Source organism: Pelomonas sp. SE-A7 (assembly GCF_030345705.1).
Lineage (GTDB): Bacteria > Pseudomonadota > Gammaproteobacteria > Burkholderiales > Burkholderiaceae_C > JAUASW01.
Genome location: NZ_JAUASW010000001.1, coordinates 1,555,135 through 1,572,815 on the forward strand (window position 1 = coordinate 1,555,135; position 17,681 = coordinate 1,572,815).

Below are 17,681 nucleotides of genomic sequence, written 5' to 3' on the forward strand. Positions count from 1 at the left end.
GGGTACATGAAAGTGAGACTCACAATGATCAAGAACGCAATCGTCCTGGCCGCCCTGGCCATCTCCGCCAGCCAAGCCATGGCCGCCGAGCCGACCTGGTACATCGGTGGCGACATCGGCCGCACCGAATTCAAGGCTGATGGCGAAAAGGACAGCAAGACCGGCTTCGGCTTCACGCTGGGCTACAAGCTGAACGAGAACCTTGCCTTCGAACTGCAAGGTCGCCGCCTGGGCTCGGCCACGCAATCCGACGTGGTCGGCAACATCACCTACAAGTCCACCCTGCGTGCCAACTCGCTGAGCGCCTCGGTGCTGGGCATCGCCCCGCTGAGCAAGGAGTTCTCCCTGTTCGGCCGCCTGGGCTATGCCCGCAACACGCTGGACTACAAGGTCACCTCGACCGCGCTCAACGCCTCGGCCGACGGCCACAAGAACAAGGCTCTGTTCGGTTTCGGTGGCGACTACCAGATCGACAAAAACCTGGGCCTGCGCCTGGAGTACGTCAACCTGGGCAAGAACACGGTCAAGATTTCCGGCGTGGAACTCGAGTCCAAGATCAGCCAGATCAACCTGGGCCTGAACTTCGCCTTCTGACCGCCGACGCCGGTTCTCGGACCGAGGTGATGCTAAGCCCCGCCTAGGCGGGGCTTTTTGTTGCCGGTCCGCGATGACAGCTCAGGCGTAGACAGAAGCCAGCAGGCGAACGGCCGCCGCCGACTCTTCACGATCGACCCGGACATCGCCATTGCCAAAGTCGTGAGGCCGTTGGACCTGCACCAGGAGGCCGTCACGACGCGGCACCATGGCGAGCCTATGGCCTCGATACAGCAGCAGGTAGTCCACCTCGGGCTGAGGAATCAGCCGGGCCGTCTGGCCGCGCACCGGCACCAGGCTGTCGTCGCCGAAAAGGGCGCGCGCGCCATAGCCGGTGCAGTTGACCAGGCAGCGCTCGCTCAGTCCTGCCAGTTCGCGTGGACTACCAAATTCACGCTGAACGATTTCGCCGCCCTCTCGAAAGAAGTCCTCCAGCAGCAGCCGCTGGTAGTGCCCGATGTTGAAGGTCAGCTGGGTGAATCGGCGCACATGGGGCACGCGGAACGGATGTTCACCCGGCGCCAGCGGCGCCCCGTGCGGATGCAGGTCGGCGATGCGCGACTGCAGATCCGGGTAATCGGGCTCACCGTCGTCGACGGGCGCCAGCGGCTGGTCGAACGGGACGTCGGACAGCACGAAGCCATCGCGCCATTCGAGCGGCGCCGCGGCCAGGCCCAGCAGGCTCTGGTGGATCTTGAACGAGTGCCGAGCCATCGCCTCCCAGCGCTCGACGAAGGCAGCGTCCGCATGGGCCTCGGTACAGATGCGCGACTCCGGCGACCACATGCCGGTGGCGCCCGACGATGCCACCTCGGGCGGCCGCGCCTTGGCATAGATGCGCACCTTCAGCCCGGCTTGCTGGGCCACACGGGCCGTGGTCAGCCCGATCACGCCGCAGCCAATGACCGCGATCCTGCGCTCGCGCGCCGCCAGGATCAGGGGCAGCACGGCGCGGGCCGATCCCCAGGACAGGGACCAGCCGCTGCCGCCGTGGCCGTAGTGGTGGACCAAATGCTTGCCGAAGCGACGCTCGACCTCGAGGCGCGGGCCCTGCGGGCGGAACGGCCGGGTACAGACCGAAAGGTCGATCAGGCGGTCGGGGGTCGCGCGCACCTTGGCAACACTCGCTGGCGGCTGCGCCGTCGCCAGCGAAGGGGCCAGCAGCGTCGGCACGACCGCAGCCGCACCGAGGAGTTGTCGACGCTGCATCAGCCGTGCTTGGCCAGCTGCTTTCGGATCGCTGCGGCATCACGCAGGCGCTGCGCTGAGCCGTCGGCATCCAGCAGCACCACGGTAACGTCCTTGCCGGCGCTCTTCATCCGCATCGCCAGGCAGCGCCCGGCTTCCTCGGTGTAGCCGGTCTTGGACAGGCGAATGTCCCAGCCCTTGGCGCCGACCAGGCGGTTGGTGTTGCGCACCTCGCGGGCCTTGCCATTGACCGGCACACGCGTCTTGTCGTCGGCCGTGATGCGGGCGATCTCGGGATAGCGTGCCGCGGCGGCCATGATCCTGGCCACCTCGCTGGCGGTCGAGACATTTGACGGCGACAGGCCGGTCGGCTCGACCAGGGTGGTGCGGGTCAGGCCCAGGCTGCGGGCCTTGGCCTGCATGGCCAGGACGAAGGCATTGCTGCCGCCCGGAAAGCTGCGCGCCAGGGCTGAGGCCGCGCGGTTCTCCGAGGCCATCAGGGCCAGGCTCAGGGCCGCCTGGCGCGTCATCTCGGCACCCACCGGCACGCGCGACAGGCTGTGCTTCAGCGTGTCCACGTCCTCTCGGACGATTCGCAGTTTCTCGTTCGGATCCTGCTTGGCATCGAGCACCACCATGGCCGTCATCAGTTTGGTCAGCGAGGCGATGGGCACGACGGCATCGGCGTCCTTGGCCATCAGCACCTTGCCGCTGTCGTCGTCGAGCACCAGGGCGTGGCGAGCATTGACCGGCAGGCGCATGACACCGGTCGGCGTTGCCGCATCGGCGGGCTTGGCCAAGGCGGCCGGATGAGCCGCGGCGGCCGGCGCGGGGCTGGCGACAGGCGCTGGCTGCACCTGGCCGGAGGCCTTCTGGTTCTGTGCCTGGACCAGCACGCTGGCGCAGGCCAGGGCCAGCGCGGGCAGGGCCAGCTTCCAGCCGGTGGCATGGGGTTGGGGTGTCATCAGTCTTTCTATCCTCTGGAGCAGCCGACCTCCCCGCGCCGAGAGGGCCAGGTTGGCTGTGGGGGGCAATGCCTCGTCAAGGCAGGACAGCTCGGCAAGCGCCTGCGCCACGCGGCGGGAGTCGCCCAGGGACTGGGCGGCGATTGCATCGGCCACCTGCTCGCGTTCATCCCGCATGCGGGACGACAGCCACCAGACGACCGGATGGAAGAACAGCAAGGCCTCGACCAGGCTCTGCAGCAGATTGAACAGATAGTCCCAGCGCCGCACATGGGCCAGCTCATGGGCCAGCAGGGCCTCCAGCATGGGCACGGGAAGGCGGCTCAGCAAGGCCGCCGGCAGCAGAACGACCGGGCGCCAGAAACCCACGGTCAGCGGGCTGCCGATGCCGTCGAACAAGCGAAGCGGAATGCTGCGCCGCAGGCCCAAGCGATGCGCCAGCGCATCGAGGCGCGCCTGCCAGACGACCGATGCCGGCGCAGCCTGATGGCGCAACCGGGCCACCCAGGCCAGGCCCAGGCCCAAGCGCACACCCATCAAACCTACGCCGCAGGCCCAGCCGTTGACCAGGGCCGGCAGCAGCTCCTGCATCTGCAGCAGCCAATCCGGCAGTTCAACCAGTTCAGTCAGTTCGCCAGGATCCTGAGTCAACAGCCACAGCAGATGCACTAGCGGCAACAGCAGGCAGGCCAGCAGCGCGAGGCCGCAGACCGCATAGCGCCAGCGCGGATCGGCACGGCGCAGGCTCCAGAGCAGCAGTACGGCGGCACCGCCGAGCAGCAGGCCCTGCCAGACGAAGTTCAGCAGCGCCCAGCCCAGGGCGGGAATCAGCGGCTCGATCACGACTGCCCTCCCCGGTCCAGCAGCTGCTGGATCTCGGCGCGCTCCTTGGCGCTGACATGGCCTTTCAGCGCGGCCAGCACCAGGGCCTTGCCCGAGCCGGCGAAGGCCTTGGCGATCAAGTCCTTGAGCAGCTTGGTCTGCAGCTTGTCCTGGGCTTGCGCCGGGGCGTAGAGATGGGGGCGCTGGCTCTCGTCACGGTTGACCAGGCCCTTGCTGTTCATCACCTGCAGCTGGCGCAGCACGGTGGCATAGCTGGCCTCGGGTCGCTCGGCCAGCAGGGCTTCATGCACCTGCTTGGCATCGGCCGCGCCTATGCGCCAGAGCACGCGTAGCAGGTCGAGCTCTGCGGCGGTGGGACGGGGAGTGGTGGCCTGAGGCATGGGCCGCAGAATAGATGTTCTAGAACTCGTTGTCTAGAACTTTTGTTCTGATTATTCAGGCAGGCCGCGCTGGAGAGCCTGGCGCCGGGCTTGCGCCGGCTCGAAGGCCGCGCACAGGCGCTGCATCAGCCGCTCGGCCTTGGCGCTGTTGTCCTGGCCCAGGTTGCAGACATAGACATCCAGCGTCACCCCGCCCCGCTCCGGCCAGGTGTGGATGGCCAGGTGGGATTCGGCCAGCAGCACCACGCCGGTGATGCCGCTCTGCGTCTCGCCGGGCGCCGGTTCGAAACGGTGGAACAGCTCAGCCACGGCACCGAGGCCGGCCTCGGCGACGGTGGCCACGCAGAGCTCGCGCAGTGCGGCGCAGTCGCTCATCAGGCGCTGGTGGGGATCGCAGCCGACGAGGTCGGCGGTCAGGTGCAGGCCGTTCACGAGCGGAGTATCAACCGCCGGTGACCGGTGGGAAGAAAGCCACCTCGGCGCCCTCGCCGATGAGCGCCGCTTCGTCGCACATCTGCTTGTCCAGCGCGCAGCGAACGGCGCGACCGCGGGCCAGGGCGCTGGCATGAGGTTCGCCCCGCGCGATCAGGCGGTCGCGCAGCTCGCCGAGGCTGAGGCCGGCTGCGTCGTCGAATTGCTCGCTGGAACCCAGGGCTTCGCGCAGCGAGGCGAAATAGCGGACGGTGACGGTCATGACAACAACTGGGAGAAAGGCAGGAAGCGCACGAAATCGCCGGCCGCGATGGTCCGGCCGGGCGGGTTGTCCACCAGGCCGTCACCCCAGACCGCCGAGCTGAGCACGCCCGAACTCTGGTTGGGGAACAGGTCCAGGCCACCTTCGTCGTTCAGCCGCACGCGCAGGAACTCGCGGCGCTTGTCGGCCTTGGGCCAATCGAATTCCGCTCGCAGCGGTAGGCTGCGCGGCGCCAGGCGGGCCGCCCCCTGCAGCCTGAGGATCAGCGGCCTCACCAGCAGCAGGAAGGTCACGAAGCTGGACACCGGGTTGCCCGGCAGGCCGACGAAATACGCGGCGCCGACCTGACCGAAGGCCAGCGGCTTGCCGGGCTTGATCGCGATCTGCCAGAGATCGAGCCGGCCTTCGGCCTGCACGGCCGGCCGCAGATGGTCTTCCTCGCCGACCGAGACGCCACCGGAAGTGATGATCAGGTCCGATTGCACAGTCGCTTCGCGCAAGGCGGCGCGGGTGGCGTCGAGCTGGTCTGGGACTATGCCCAGGTCTATCACCTCGCAGCCCAGCCCCTGCAGCAGGCCTCGGAGCGTGAAGCGGTTGCTGTTGTAGATCGCGCCGGGCTTGAGCGGTTCGCCCGGCATCACCAGCTCGTCGCCCGTGGAGAACAGCGCAACGCGAACACGTCGCGACACCTTGAGCTGTGCAGCGCCGACCGAAGCAGCCAATCCCAAGGCCGCCGCATCCAGGCGATGGCCGGCAGCCAGCACGCTGCTCCCCTGCTGCACGTCCTCGCCGCGGCGGCGTATCCATTGGCCGCTCTGCACTTCGGTGTTGACGCGGACACTGCCGAGGCCATCACCAGCGATGGCTTCGCATTGCTCCTGCATCACCACGGCGTCGGCGCCGACCGGGATTTGCGCGCCGGTGAAGATGCGGGCCGCCGTGCCCGGTTGATGCGCACCAGCGATCACACCTGCCGGCACCCGCTGCGACACAGGCAGCACCGCGCCGAGCTCGGCAACGTCGGCAGCGCGCAGCGCATAGCCGTCCATGGCCGTGTTGTCGGCGGGTGGCACATCCAGCTGCGAACGGACTTCCTCGGCCAGCACGCGGCCCAGCGCCTCGGCCGTCGACAGCGTCTCGACTCGACCCAGCGGCTGCACCTGGCCCAGCAACTGGGACAGCGCCTCGTCAAGGCTACGCAGCGCGGGCCGGACGGGTTCAGACATGGTCGCGGATGAACTGCTGGACCTGAGCGGCGTCGGCCTTCATCACGCTCACGCGCTTGGGCAGGGCTTCGATGTGCTCAAGGCCGGCCGGGCGCGGCGGCTCGATGTCCAGCGCCTCGCGAATGGTCGCGGCGAACTTGGCCGGCAGCGCCGTCTCCAGCACCAGCATAGGAACGCCGGGCTCGCGTTGCACCAGGGCGACCTTGAGGCCGTCGGCTGTGTGGGTGTCTATCAGCTGGCCATAGCGCTGGTGGCAGAGCTTGATGGTCGCAAGCCGGTCGGCATGGGAGGAGCGGCCCGAGACGAAGCCAAAGCGGGCCATGCCGGCCTTTTCTTCGCCGCGCAGCACGAAGCCCCCGGCGCCGAAAAGGGTCTTGATCCGGAAGCCGTCGCGGCCCAGCAGGTCGTAGACGAAACGCTCGAAATTGCTGGCCTTGGAGATGTCCATCGAGGGGCTTGAGGTCTCGTGCGTCTCGGCGCTGCCGCGCGGACGGTAGGCCCCGGTGCGGAAGAACTCGTCCAGCACATCGTTCTCGTTGGTGGCCACCACCAACTTGGCAATCGGCAGGCCCATCATGCGGGCTACGTGGCCGGCGCAGACGTTGCCGAAATTGCCGGAAGGCACGCAGAAGCTGACCTTCTCCGCATTCGTCTTCGTGGCCTGCAGATAGCCGGCGAAGTAGTAGACGACCTGGGCCAGCAAGCGCGCCCAGTTGATCGAATTGACCGTGCCAATCTTGTACTGGCGCTTGAACGCCAGGTCGTTGGACACGGCCTTGACGATGTCCTGGCAGTCGTCGAACACGCCTTCGATGGCGATGTTGTGGATGTTGGCGTCCTGCAGGCTGAACATTTGCGCCTGCTGGAAGGGGCTCATGCGGCCTTGCGGCGAGAGCATGAAGACATTGACGCCCTGTTTGCCCCGCATCGCGTACTCGGCTGCGCTGCCGGTGTCGCCCGAGGTGGCGCCCAGGATGTTGAGCGTCTCGCCGCGCCGGCCCAGCTCGTACTCGAAGAGCTGGCCCAGCAGCTGCATGGCCATGTCCTTGAAGGCCAGCGTCGGGCCATTGGACAGGGCCTGCAATGCGAGGCCAGGCTCCAACGTCTTCAGCGGCGTGATCTCTGGCGTGCCGAACACCTGCTCGGTGTAGGTGCGGCGCACGATGGCCCGCAGGTCGTCAGCCGGGATGTCGTCTATGTACAGGCTGAGGATCTCGAAGGCCAGGTCGGCGTACGAGAGGCTGCGCCACCGGTTCAGCGTGGCGCCGTCGACCTGCGGATAGCTGACCGGCATGTAGAGCCCGCCGTCCGGCGCCAGGCCTTCGAGCAGGATCTCGCAGAAGCGGCGTTCGGTCTTGTCTCCTCGCGTGCTGATGTACTTCACGCCAGCTCTTCCTTGCGCAGGCGGACGATGGGCGCCAGCACCGTGGGCAACGCCTGCATCTGGGCCAGCGCCTTGCTCATGCGGCCCTCCACGGTCTCGTGGGTCAGGATGATCAGGTCGGTCTGCTTCTCGCCTTCGGCAGACTCGCGCTGCAGCACGGCATCGATGGAGATGTCGTGCTCGGCCAGGATGGTGGTGATGCGCGAGAGCACGCCGGCCTCGTCGGCCACGCGCAGGCGCAGGTAGAAGCTGGTCAGCACCTGGTCCATCGGCAGGATGGGCGTGTCGCTCATCGCATCGGGGCGGAAGGCCAGATGCGGCACGCGGTGCTCGGGGTCGGCGGTATGCAGGCGGGTGATGTCCACCAGATCGGCAATCACGGCCGAGGCCGTGGGCTCGGAACCGGCGCCCTTGCCGTAATACAGCGTCGTGCCGACGGCATCACCCTGCACCACCACGGCGTTCATCGCGCCTTCGACATTGGCGATCAGGCGGTTGGCCGGAATCAGCGTCGGATGCACGCGCAGCTCGATGCCGTTTTCGCGACGACGCGTCAGGCCGAGCAGCTTGATGCGGTAGCCAAGCTGCTCGGCGTACTTGATGTCCGCCGCCTGCAATTGCGTGATGCCCTCGACATGGGCCTTGTCGAACTGCACCGGGATGCCGAAGGCGATGGCCGACATGATGGTGGCCTTGTGCGCCGCGTCGACGCCTTCGATGTCGAAAGTCGGATCGGCCTCGGCATAGCCCAGGCGCTGGGCTTCCTTCAGCACGCTGCCGAAGTCCAGGCCCTTGGAGCGCATCTCCGACAGGATGAAATTGGTCGTACCGTTGATGATGCCGGCGATCCATTCGATGCGGTTGGCCGTCAGGCCTTCGCGCAGCGCCTTGATGATGGGAATGCCACCGGCCACGGCCGCCTCGAAGGCCACGATCACGCCCTTGGCATGGGCCGCGGCAAAGATCTCGGTGCCATGCACGGCCAGCAGGGCCTTGTTGGCGGTGACCACATGCTTGCCGGCGGCGATCGCCTCCAGCACCAGGGTCTTGGCCACGCCGTAGCCGCCTATCAACTCGACGACGATGTCGATCTCGGGGTTGGCGATGACCTTGCGGGCATCGTCCACCACCTCGCAGGCATCGCCGACGATGCTCTTGGCGCGGGCCTTGTCCAGGTCGGCCACCATGGCGATCTCGATGCCGCGGCCAGCGCGGCCCCGAATCTCGTCCTGGTTGCGGCGCAGCACGTTGAAGGTGCCACTGCCCACGGTGCCAATGCCAAGCAGGCCAACCTTGATCGCTTTCATCTTGCTGTCTCTGTTCTCTTGAAGGGGTTCAACGTCCCGCACGCTTGCGGTAGTGAGAAAGGAATCGCTCGATCCGGCCCACGGCGTCCTTGAGGTCGTCGGAGTTGGGCAGGAAGACGAGGCGGAAGTGATCGGGGGCGGTCCAGTTGAAGCCCGTCCCCTGGACGATCAGCACCTTTTCCTCGGCCAGCAGCTCGTAGGCGAACTGCTGGTCGTCCTCGATCGGGTAGATCTTGGGGTCCAGGCGGGGGAACATGTAGAGCGCGGCCTTGGGCTTGACGACCGAAACGCCGGGGATCTGGCTCAGCAGCTCATAGGCCAGGTCGCGCTGGCGGCACAGGCGGCCGCCGGGAGCGACCAGGTCCTTGATGCTTTGATAGCCCCCCAGGGCGGTCTGGATGGCCAGCTGGCCCGGCGTGTTGGCGCACAAGCGCATCGAGGCCAGCATGTTCAGGCCGGTGATGTAGTCGGTGGCATGGCGCTTGTCGCCCGAGACGATCATCCAGCCGGCACGGTAGCCGCAAGACCGGTAATTCTTGGACAAGCCGTTGAAGGTCAGGCACAGCACGTCGTCGGCCAGCGAGGCGATGCTGGTGTGGACGTTGCCGTCGTACAGCGTCTTGTCGTAGATCTCGTCGGCCATGATGATCAGCTGGTGCTGACGGGCCAATTCGACGATCTCCAGCAGCAGGCTGTCGGGATAGAGCGCGCCGGTCGGGTTGTTGGGGTTGATAACGACGATGGCCTTGGTCCGCGGCGTGATCTTGGCCCTGATGTCGGCGATGTCGGGGAACCAGTCGCTGCTCTCGTCGCAGACGTAGTGCACCGGATTACCGCCCGAAAGGGCCACGGCAGCCGTGTACAGCGGATAGTCGGGTGCCGGCAGCAAGACCTCGTCGCCGTTGTCCAGCAGCGCATTGAGCGCCATCACGATCAGCTCAGAGGCGCCGTTGCCGAGGTAGACGTCGTCAATGGTGACGCCGCTGATGTTTTTTTCCTGGCAGTAGTGGACGACTGCCTTGCGCGGTGCGAACAGGCCCTTGGAATCGGTGTAGCCGGCCGCATCCGGGAGGTTGCGGATCATGTCCTGGACGATCTCGTCCGGCGGCATCAGGCCGAAGGCAGCAATGTTGCCTATGTTCAGCTTGATGATCTTCTGGCCTTCTTCCTCCATCTGCCGCGCCTTGTCGAGCACGGGTCCACGGATGTCGTAACAGACATTGGCCAGCTTGCTGGACTTGGCGACGGGCTTCATCACGGGACGCAGACTCCGGAGGCAAAAGTAGAATTTGACCACAGGGTAGCAGGGCTTTCCCCAGGGTCGCCCAGGCCGCTTTCGCAAACTACGCAGGCTCGCTTCGCCGCGGACCCCACTGATGAAATTCCAGCTCGACGAGCCGCAAGGCGGCAACAGCATCTCCAAGCACGATGGCCAATGTGTCTGGGTCAACAACCAGCCGAACCGCTCCAGCCTGCTGGTGCCCTGGCGGGGTGAAGTCCAGGCCTGGCCGCTGGCCCGGTTCGAAGACCTGAGCGAACAACATTTCGAACAGATTCTTGCGCTCAGACCCGAGCTTGTGGTGTTCGGCAGCGGCGGCCGGATCCGCTTCGCGCCGCCGCGGCTTTACCGCTCGCTGATCGAGGCGCGCATTGGCATCGAAACCATGGACCTGGCCGCTGCCTGCCGCACCTACAACGTGCTGGCCTCCGAGGGCCGGGCCGTGCTGGCAGCCCTGTTGATTGACGCCTGAAGCAGCGGCTGCGAGGGGGCTTGCCGTTCAACGTATAATCGCTGGCTATGCCCACCTGGGCACAACAGTCTACGAACGCCACATGACGCCAGCGCTCAACAAACCCCTTCCGGAAATTGAAGCTCTCGCCACCGGCGGCGTGAAATTCACGCCCCAGGCCTTCCATGGCCAGATTGTGGTGCTGTACTTCTATCCGAAGGACAACACCCCCGGCTGCACCACCGAGGCGATGCAGTTCCGTGATCGCCACAAGGACTTCGTCAAGGCCGGCGCGGTCGTGCTGGGCGTGTCGCGTGACAACATGGTTTCGCACGACAAGTTCAAGCAGAACCTGGAACTGCCCTTCGAGCTGATCGCTGACACGGAAGAGAAGCTCTGTCACATGTTCGGCGTGGTCAAGAACAAGATCATGTACGGCAAGAAGGTCAAGGGCATCGAGCGCTCGACCTTCCTGATCGACGCCAGCGGCGTGCTGCGGGCCGAGTGGCGCGGCATCAAGGTGGCCGGCCATGTGGATGAGGTGCTCAAGGCGGTCAAGGCGCTGAAGAAGGAAGCGGCCTGAGTTTTGTCGAGGGGAAGCCTCCAGGCTAAGCGCCCCGCCCCCACCAAGAGAGTCGGCATTTCCCCTGAGGAATGCCGACTTTTTTCATTCCCGTCGTTTTTTTCTCAGCAGCCCTTTCGGCGACGCAGGCAGGGCTGGGAGCGTCACCCGGCTTGTGCATAATCAGCCCATGCCCGAGGGTCGCCAAGACACAGCCCAAGCTCCAAGCCGCACAGCAGCCTGTGCGGCTTTTTGCTTTTCAGACCCCCGGCATCGGCCCCCGTGGCTTGTTTCGCCCCTGGCTTTCACCTGAGAGGGCGGCCGCCCCGCCCTGACCTACCGCCTCATGCCTCTGCCCAAAGCCCCCTCCAAGCGCGCCAGCCGACTCGACTCCACCGCCTTCGCCACCACGCTGACCGTCAGCAAGCCCCCCGCCGCCAAACCGGCAGCCCGACAGGCTCCCCCTGCAGCCAACGAGGCCCGAGCGGCCAATGTCGTGCCCATCGTGGCGCGCAGCCCAGAACCCGCCCCGGCAACCACCACGGCGCCGGCCGCACGTGGCAAACCGGCCGCAGCCTCCAAACGTGGCACTGCCAAGACCAAGGGCACCGGCGTCACCAAGCTCTTCGTGCTCGACACGAATGTGCTGATGCACGACCCGATGAGCCTGTTCCGCTTCGAGGAACATGACGTCTACCTGCCGATGATCACGCTCGAGGAGCTGGACGGCCACAAGAAGGGCATGACCGAGGTCGCCCGCAATGTGCGCCAGGTCAGCCGCGAGCTGGACCAACTGGCGGCTTCCATGAAGAGCAGCAATCTGGAGGAAATGGCCAAGGGCCTGCCGCTGGACCACACCGGCAAGCGCGAAGCCGGCGGCAAGCTGTTCTTCCAGACCCAGCTGATCGACGCCCCGCTGCCGCAGGGTCTGCCCCAGGGCAAGGCCGACAACCAGATCCTGGGCGTGGTCCAGGCGCTGAAGAAGGCCCAGCCGGAGCGCGAGGTCGTCCTGGTGTCCAAGGACATCAACATGCGGATCAAGGCCCGGGCCCTGGGCCTGCCGGCCGAGGACTACCGCAACGACAAGGCCCTGGAAGACGCCGACCTGCTCTACACCGGCGTGCAGCCGCTGCCGAGCGATTTCTGGGAGCGCCACGGCAAGACCATGGAGAGCTGGCAGCAAGGTGGCCTGACCTTCTACCGCATCAGCGGCCCGCTGGTCCCCACGCTGCTGGTCAACGAGTTCGTCTACCTGGAGGCGCCCGGCGCCGCCCCGCTGTACGCCAAGGTCACCGAGATCACCGGCAAGACCGCGGTGCTGCGCACGGTCAAGGACTTCGGCCACCAGAAGCATGCCGTCTGGGGCATTGCCTCGCGCAACCGCGAGCAGAACTTCGCCCTCAACCTGCTGATGGACCCCGAGGTCGACTTCATCACGCTGACCGGCACGGCCGGCACCGGCAAGACCCTGATGACACTGGCCGCCGGCCTGAGTCAGGTGCTGGATGAGCGCCGCTACAGCGAGATCATCGTCACCCGCGTGACCGTGCCTGTGGGCGAGGACATAGGCTTCCTGCCCGGCACCGAGGAAGAAAAGATGGGCCCCTGGATGGGCGCCCTGGACGACAACCTCGAGGTGCTGGCCCGCGGCGATTCCTCGGCCGGCGAATGGGGCCGTGCCGCCACCAACGACCTGGTGCGCAGCAAGATCAAGATCAAGAGCCTGAACTTCATGCGCGGCCGCACCTTCCTGAACAAGTTCGTCATCATCGACGAGGCACAGAACCTGACGCCCAAGCAGATGAAGACCTTGATCACCCGCGCCGGTCCCGGCACCAAGATCGTCTGCCTGGGCAACCTGGCGCAGATCGACACGCCCTACCTGACCGAGGGCAGCTCGGGCCTGACCTACGCGGTCGACCGCTTCAAGGGCTGGGCTCACAGCGGCCACGTGACGCTGGCCCGCGGCGAGCGTTCGCGCTTGGCGGACTTCGCGTCTGAAGTGCTGTGACGCTGTATGTCTCGGACCTAGACGGCACCCTGCTCGACTCGACCGGCCGGCTCGCGGATTCCACGCGGGCCGGCCTGGTCCGCCTGCTGGACGAAGGCCTGACCTTCACCGTCGCCAGTGCCCGCCACATCGTCTCGATCAAGCAGCTGCTGGGCGAGCTGCCCTTGCGCCTGCCGGTGATTTCGTCGAACGGCGCCTACCTGAGCGACTTCGCCAGCGGCCGCCACGAGATGGTCAATGCGATGGAGCCCTCGCTGGCACAGGAGGTATTCGCGCTGATACGCCGGCACGGCAAGATGCCCTTCGTGTCCACCCATGGGCCGCAGGGCGACCAGCTGTTCTGGCAGTCCATCCACAACGAGGCCCAGCAGCGCTTCGTCGATGAACGCCACCACAACCGCGACCCGCGCTTCCGTCGCGCCGAGCGGCTGCAGGACGTGCTGCACGACCCGGCGGTGACCATCGTCGTGGTGGATCGAGAGCCGGTGCTGAACGAGCTGATGGCCGAGGTCGAGGCACTCTCCGCCGGCCGGCTGGAGATCCACATCAACCAGGACATCTACCAGCCCGGCTGGCCCTGGCTGACCATCCACGACCGCCGCGCCACCAAGGACCAGGCGATCAAGACCCTGGCCGAGCGCTACGGCCTGCACGAGCGCGAACTGGTGGTCTTTGGCGACCATGTGAACGACGTGTCCATGCTGCGCGCGGCCGACCGCGGCATCGCCGTGGGCAACGCCATTGACGCGGTCAAGCAAGTGGCCCATGAGGTCATAGGCCCGCACCACGAAGACAGCGTCGTCCGCTTCATAGAGACCGACTGGCGCCGCTTGCGCTGAACCCCATGAAGAAACTGCTTGCCCTGCTGCTGAGCGCAGCACCCCTGATCCATGCGCTGGCCGCCACGCTGGACCCGCAGAGCTATGCCCGCTTCGACCAGGTCAGGGTCCAGTCCCTGCATCTGGACCTGAAGGCCGATTTCGGGCGCAAGACCCTGGCCGGCTACGCGGAGCTGAAGCTTCAATGGGCCGACCCGGCCGCCCGTGTGCTGGATCTGGACACCAGCGAGCTGAGCATCGCCAAGGTCCAGGCCCAGGATGCGAAAAAGTCCTGGATCGACCTGCCCTTCCAGCTCGACCCGCTGGAGACCGGCAAGGGCCGCGCCCTGCACATCGACCTCCAGGGCCTCGCTGCCCAGCCCACGGCCGTGCGCATCCACTACGCCACGGCGCCGACGGCCAGCGCCCTGCAGTGGCTGACGCCGGCCCAGACCGTGTCGGGCAAGCAGCCCTTCATGTTCAGCCAGTCACAGTCCATCCACGCCCGCTCCTGGGTGCCGCTGCAGGACACGCCGGCCGTGCGCTTCACCTACAGCGCCCGCATCGAGGCGCCCCAGGGCCTGCGCGTGGTGATGAGCGCCGACAACCGGCCCGACGTGAACGGCGAAGACGGCTGGACATTCCAGATGCCGCAGCCGATTCCGTCCTACCTGCTGGCCATCGCCATCGGCGAACTGCAGTTCCAGGCCCTGGGGCCGCGCAGCGGCGTCTATGCCGAGCCGCAAAGGCTCAAGGCCGCCGCCCACGAGTTCGCCGACACCGAGCAGATGATCACGGCCGCCGAGTCACTCTACGGCCCCTACCGCTGGGGCCGCTACGACATGCTGCTGCTACCGCCCTCCTTCCCCTATGGCGGCATGGAGAACCCGCGCCTGACCTTCCTCACGCCGACCATGATTGCCGGCGATCGCAGCCTCGTGGACCTGATCGCCCATGAGCTGGCCCACAGCTGGTCGGGCAACCTGGTCACCAATGCCAGCTTCAAGCATGGCTGGCTGAACGAGGGCTTCACCACCTACGTGACCACGCGCATCGTCGAGGCGCTTTACGGCCCGGAGTTCGCGGCCATGCATCTGCAGCTGGAAGAGGAAGAGGCGCTGGAATCGCTGAAGCGCATTGCGCTGCCCAAGCAGGCCTTGATCACCCGCGACCCCGACACCTCGGCCGCCTTCCACACCAACGGCGGCCTGGCCTACCCGAAGGGCGCCTGGTTCCTGCGCACCTTGGAGCAGAGGGCCGGCCGCGCGCTGTTCGATCCTTTCCTGCGCGGCTGGTTCGACAAGCATGCCTTCCAGAGCGTCACCACGCAGCAGTTCAAGGACTACCTGCAGGGTCAGCTGCTCGCCGCCCATCCTGAGGTGATGAGCCCGGCCGAACTGGAGGACTGGCTGCACGGCCCCGGCATCCCGGCCAGCGCGAGGCGCAGCCAGTCACCCCGGCTGTCGGCGTTGAACCGGCAGCGTGAAGCCTGGCTCGCCGGCAAGCTGGCCAGCAGTGATCTGAAGGCCGGCACCTGGCAGGCCAACGAATGGATGAAGTTCCTCAACGACATTGACGGCCAGGCCTCGGCTGACCAGCTGAAGGAACTGGACCAGGCCTACAAGCTGGCCGGCACCGGCAACCAGGAAATCGCCTTCCGCTTCTACCGCTCGGCGATCAAGGCCGGCTACGAGCTGCGCGAACCGATGCGTCAGTTCATGAGCAGCGTGGGCCGCATCCGCATGATCAGCCCGCTCTACGAGGCGGCGCTGTTCCGCAGCCCGGCCGACCGCGACTGGGCGCTGGCGGTCTACGCGCAGGCCAAGCCGCGCTACCACCCGCTGACCCAGCGCAGCATCGAGCGCTTGATCGCCCGCGCCCAGGAGCCGGCCACCGCTTCGGCGGCCAGCCGCTGAGCCCGAAAGTTCAGCGATCTGCCAGGTCGTTGAAGAAGGCCTTGGCGTTGGACTCGCGACCCAGGAAGTCCTTGACCAGGGCCGGCGCCGGCTTCTGGCTGCCCTGGCTCAAGACCATGGCGCGGTAGCGAGCACCAACCGTGGCATCGAGCTTGTCGGCCTTGAACGGCGTGCGCAGGTCCATGGCCACGACCAGGCTCCACAGATAGCCGTAGTAGCCGGCACCGTAGCCGCCGCTCAGGTGGGCAAAGCCCGCCGGAAACATCGTGCCCTTCTCGTAACCCAGCGGCGTCGCGCCTTCGAGCTTGGCCCACAGGGCCATGGGCTCGGGCGTGTCGGCGCCGTGCAGGGCCAGGTCATAGCTGGCGTACAGGTGCTGGCGGCCGAACTGCGAGGCCTTGGCGAACTTCCTGGCCTTGATCGCCTGGTCCACCATGGCATCGGGCACCGGCTTGCAGCTCGGGCAGACCTCCTGCATCAGCTTGAGCACCTTCTTGTCGTAGACCCAGTCCTCCAGCATCTGCGAAGGCGCCTCGACGAAGTCGTGCATGGTGCTGGTGCCGGCCTGCAGCACATTGCGGGTCTGCGAGAGATTGCCGTGCACCGAATGGCCCAGCTCATGCAGGAGCGTTTCCAGCTCGTCCAGCGTCAGGCCCTCGCGGTCGAAGTTGACGACCAGGGCCGTGGTCGACGTGCGATCGAGGCGGGTGCTGCTGGAACGCAGCGGCCAGACGGCCGCATGGTTGTACTTGCCCTCGCGCGGATAGAGGTCCACGTAGAGCTGGCCCAGGGCCTTGCCGCTGGCCGCATCGCTGACCACATAGGCCTGGGCCTGCGGATGCCAGAGCGTGGTCTTGACCGGCGTGTACTTCACGCCCATCAGCTTCTCGACCAGGCGCAGCGAGAACTGCAGGCTCTGCTGCGGCGGGAAATAGGGCTTGAAGGCGTTCTGGTCCACGCTGTAGCGCTCGCGGCGCACCAGCTCGCTGTAGAAGTTCCAGTCCCAGCGCTCGACCTTGGTCTGCTCGATGGGCGTGCCAAGGTGCTTGGCCTTGGCGCCCCGCACCACGGCCAGATCGCTGAGCTCGCCATCGGCCACGGCGGCCTTGACGTCGGCCAGGAACTTGGAGGCACTGGCGCCGTCGCGCGCCATCTTGCGGCGCAACGCGACGTCCACGTAGTTGCCGAAGCCCTGCAGGCCGGCGTACTCATGGCGCAGCTTGGCGATCTCGGCCAGCAGCTTGAGGTTGCCCTCCCCGCCCTCGTTCTGCTTGGCCCGCCACATGCGCTCGCGCGCGGCGCCGGACTCGGCCGACTGCAGCACCGGCACATAGCTCGGATAGTCAACACCCAGCTCGATGCGGCCATCGGCCGCGCGCTTGGCCTTCTTCCACACGCCCTCGGGCACGCCCTTGAGCTCGGCCTCGGTGAACAGCACCTTCACGCCGGCATCGCGGATGGTCTTGTTGAACTGCTGGTCCAGTTCGGTGAGCCGGTCGACGATCTGCTTGGCGCGCGCGCGGCGGTCCGGTGGCAGGGCCACGCCGCTGTCCTCGAAGCTGCCCTTGGCCACGCGCACCAGCTCCTGGTCGATGGCATCGGCGGCCGGAGCGGCCGACAGGGCCTTGTAGAGCTTCTCGTTCTGGTTGACGCCGGAGAGGAAGTCCGCCCAGCGCAGGGCGCAGGCCTGGGCCGCATCGCGCAGCGCCTTCTGCGGCGCCACGTATTGCAGGAAGTCGATCGGGTTCTGCGTGTCCTCGACGAAGGCATAGAAGTCGTCGTAGGCCGCGAGCCAGCCGGCATCGACCGCACGGGCCTCCAAGGTCTTGAGCTTGCCGGCGGCGCTCTTGAGGCCGCCATCGCAGGCCGCCTTCACGGCCGCGGCATTCTTGAACTGCGGAAAGGCCGGGCTGGGCAACTTGGTTTCGGACGCCTGGGCCAGCGAAGCCGCCACAGCGACAAGGGCCAGTGCGGCCCGCGACATGTTCTTCATCGAGGTCTCCTCCAACGCGAGAGACGCCGACCCTGCGTCGGCGCGCCGGCGATTGTGCGCCGCTCGCCCA

Annotated in this window: 16 protein-coding genes; 6 read left to right on the forward strand and 10 right to left on the reverse strand. The window is 66.7% G+C overall.

Annotated features, from left to right (window positions below):
* The first annotated feature begins 24 nt into the window (after positions 1 to 24).
* Complete coding sequence (locus QT382_RS07015; RefSeq protein ID WP_289253319.1) at positions 25 to 594, forward strand: porin family protein; 570 nt, start codon at positions 25 to 27, stop codon at positions 592 to 594.
* Positions 595 to 675: 81 nt separating this feature from the next.
* On the opposite strand, the gene QT382_RS07020 is transcribed toward QT382_RS07015, so the two are convergent.
* From QT382_RS07020 to QT382_RS07060, 9 genes are read right to left on the reverse strand one after another with little or no spacing between them, the layout of a single operon-like run.
* The gene (locus QT382_RS07020) at positions 676 to 1,803 is read right to left on the reverse strand and encodes an FAD-dependent oxidoreductase (protein ID WP_289253320.1); all 1,128 of its coding nucleotides are present in this window, start codon (positions 1,801 to 1,803) and stop codon (positions 676 to 678) included.
* Entirely contained in the window at positions 1,803 to 3,590 is a 1,788-nt protein-coding gene (locus QT382_RS07025; protein ID WP_289253321.1) for a M56 family metallopeptidase, read from the reverse strand. Before QT382_RS07025 ends, QT382_RS07020 begins: the two co-directional genes overlap by 1 nt.
* Positions 3,587 to 3,970, reverse strand: a complete 384-nt coding sequence (locus tag QT382_RS07030; RefSeq protein ID WP_289253322.1) for a BlaI/MecI/CopY family transcriptional regulator — start codon at positions 3,968 to 3,970, stop codon at positions 3,587 to 3,589. Before QT382_RS07030 ends, QT382_RS07025 begins: the two co-directional genes overlap by 4 nt.
* Positions 3,971 to 4,021: 51 nt before the next feature.
* Complete coding sequence (gene speD / locus QT382_RS07035) at positions 4,022 to 4,402, reverse strand: adenosylmethionine decarboxylase (RefSeq protein WP_289253323.1); 381 nt, start codon at positions 4,400 to 4,402, stop codon at positions 4,022 to 4,024.
* A gap of 10 nt (positions 4,403 to 4,412) precedes the next feature.
* On the reverse strand, positions 4,413 to 4,664 hold the full coding sequence (locus tag QT382_RS07040) for a MoaD/ThiS family protein (RefSeq protein ID WP_289253324.1): 252 nt from the start codon (positions 4,662 to 4,664) through the stop codon (positions 4,413 to 4,415).
* Positions 4,661 to 5,890: a molybdopterin molybdotransferase MoeA gene (locus tag QT382_RS07045; protein ID WP_289253325.1), complete on the reverse strand. Its 1,230-nt coding sequence runs from the start codon at positions 5,888 to 5,890 to the stop codon at positions 4,661 to 4,663. The genes QT382_RS07040 and QT382_RS07045 overlap by 4 nt, the downstream gene beginning before the upstream one ends.
* Positions 5,883 to 7,274, reverse strand: a complete 1,392-nt coding sequence (gene thrC / locus QT382_RS07050) for a threonine synthase (RefSeq protein WP_289253326.1) — start codon at positions 7,272 to 7,274, stop codon at positions 5,883 to 5,885. Before thrC ends, QT382_RS07045 begins: the two co-directional genes overlap by 8 nt.
* Complete coding sequence (locus tag QT382_RS07055; RefSeq protein ID WP_289253327.1) at positions 7,271 to 8,581, reverse strand: homoserine dehydrogenase; 1,311 nt, start codon at positions 8,579 to 8,581, stop codon at positions 7,271 to 7,273. Before QT382_RS07055 ends, thrC begins: the two co-directional genes overlap by 4 nt.
* A gap of 28 nt (positions 8,582 to 8,609) precedes the next feature.
* Positions 8,610 to 9,836, reverse strand: a complete 1,227-nt coding sequence (locus QT382_RS07060; protein WP_289254706.1) for a pyridoxal phosphate-dependent aminotransferase — start codon at positions 9,834 to 9,836, stop codon at positions 8,610 to 8,612.
* A 121-nt stretch (positions 9,837 to 9,957) separates the two neighbouring features.
* Here QT382_RS07060 and QT382_RS07065 point away from each other — a divergent pair, with 121 nt between their 5' ends.
* The 5 genes from QT382_RS07065 (at position 9,958) to QT382_RS07085 (ending at position 15,618) form a co-directional block, all read left to right on the forward strand.
* Positions 9,958 to 10,332, forward strand: a complete 375-nt coding sequence (locus QT382_RS07065) for an Mth938-like domain-containing protein (RefSeq protein ID WP_289253328.1) — start codon at positions 9,958 to 9,960, stop codon at positions 10,330 to 10,332.
* Between the two features lie 82 nt (positions 10,333 to 10,414).
* Positions 10,415 to 10,894: a peroxiredoxin gene (locus QT382_RS07070; RefSeq protein WP_289253329.1), complete on the forward strand. Its 480-nt coding sequence runs from the start codon at positions 10,415 to 10,417 to the stop codon at positions 10,892 to 10,894.
* Positions 10,895 to 11,219: 325 nt separating this feature from the next.
* Positions 11,220 to 12,884 (forward strand): PhoH family protein, encoded by a 1,665-nt coding sequence (locus QT382_RS07075; RefSeq protein ID WP_289253330.1) that lies wholly within the window; start codon positions 11,220 to 11,222, stop codon positions 12,882 to 12,884.
* The gene (locus tag QT382_RS07080; protein ID WP_289253331.1) at positions 12,881 to 13,723 is read left to right on the forward strand and encodes an HAD family hydrolase; all 843 of its coding nucleotides are present in this window, start codon (positions 12,881 to 12,883) and stop codon (positions 13,721 to 13,723) included. The genes QT382_RS07075 and QT382_RS07080 overlap by 4 nt, the downstream gene beginning before the upstream one ends.
* A 5-nt stretch (positions 13,724 to 13,728) precedes the next feature.
* Positions 13,729 to 15,618, forward strand: coding sequence for a M1 family metallopeptidase (locus QT382_RS07085; protein WP_289253332.1), 1,890 nt, complete (start codon positions 13,729 to 13,731; stop codon positions 15,616 to 15,618).
* A gap of 10 nt (positions 15,619 to 15,628) precedes the next feature.
* Here the strand turns inward: QT382_RS07085 and QT382_RS07090 are convergent, their stop codons facing one another.
* Positions 15,629 to 17,611 (reverse strand): M3 family metallopeptidase, encoded by a 1,983-nt coding sequence (locus tag QT382_RS07090; RefSeq protein ID WP_289253333.1) that lies wholly within the window; start codon positions 17,609 to 17,611, stop codon positions 15,629 to 15,631.
* Positions 17,612 to 17,681: the final 70 nt, after the last annotated feature.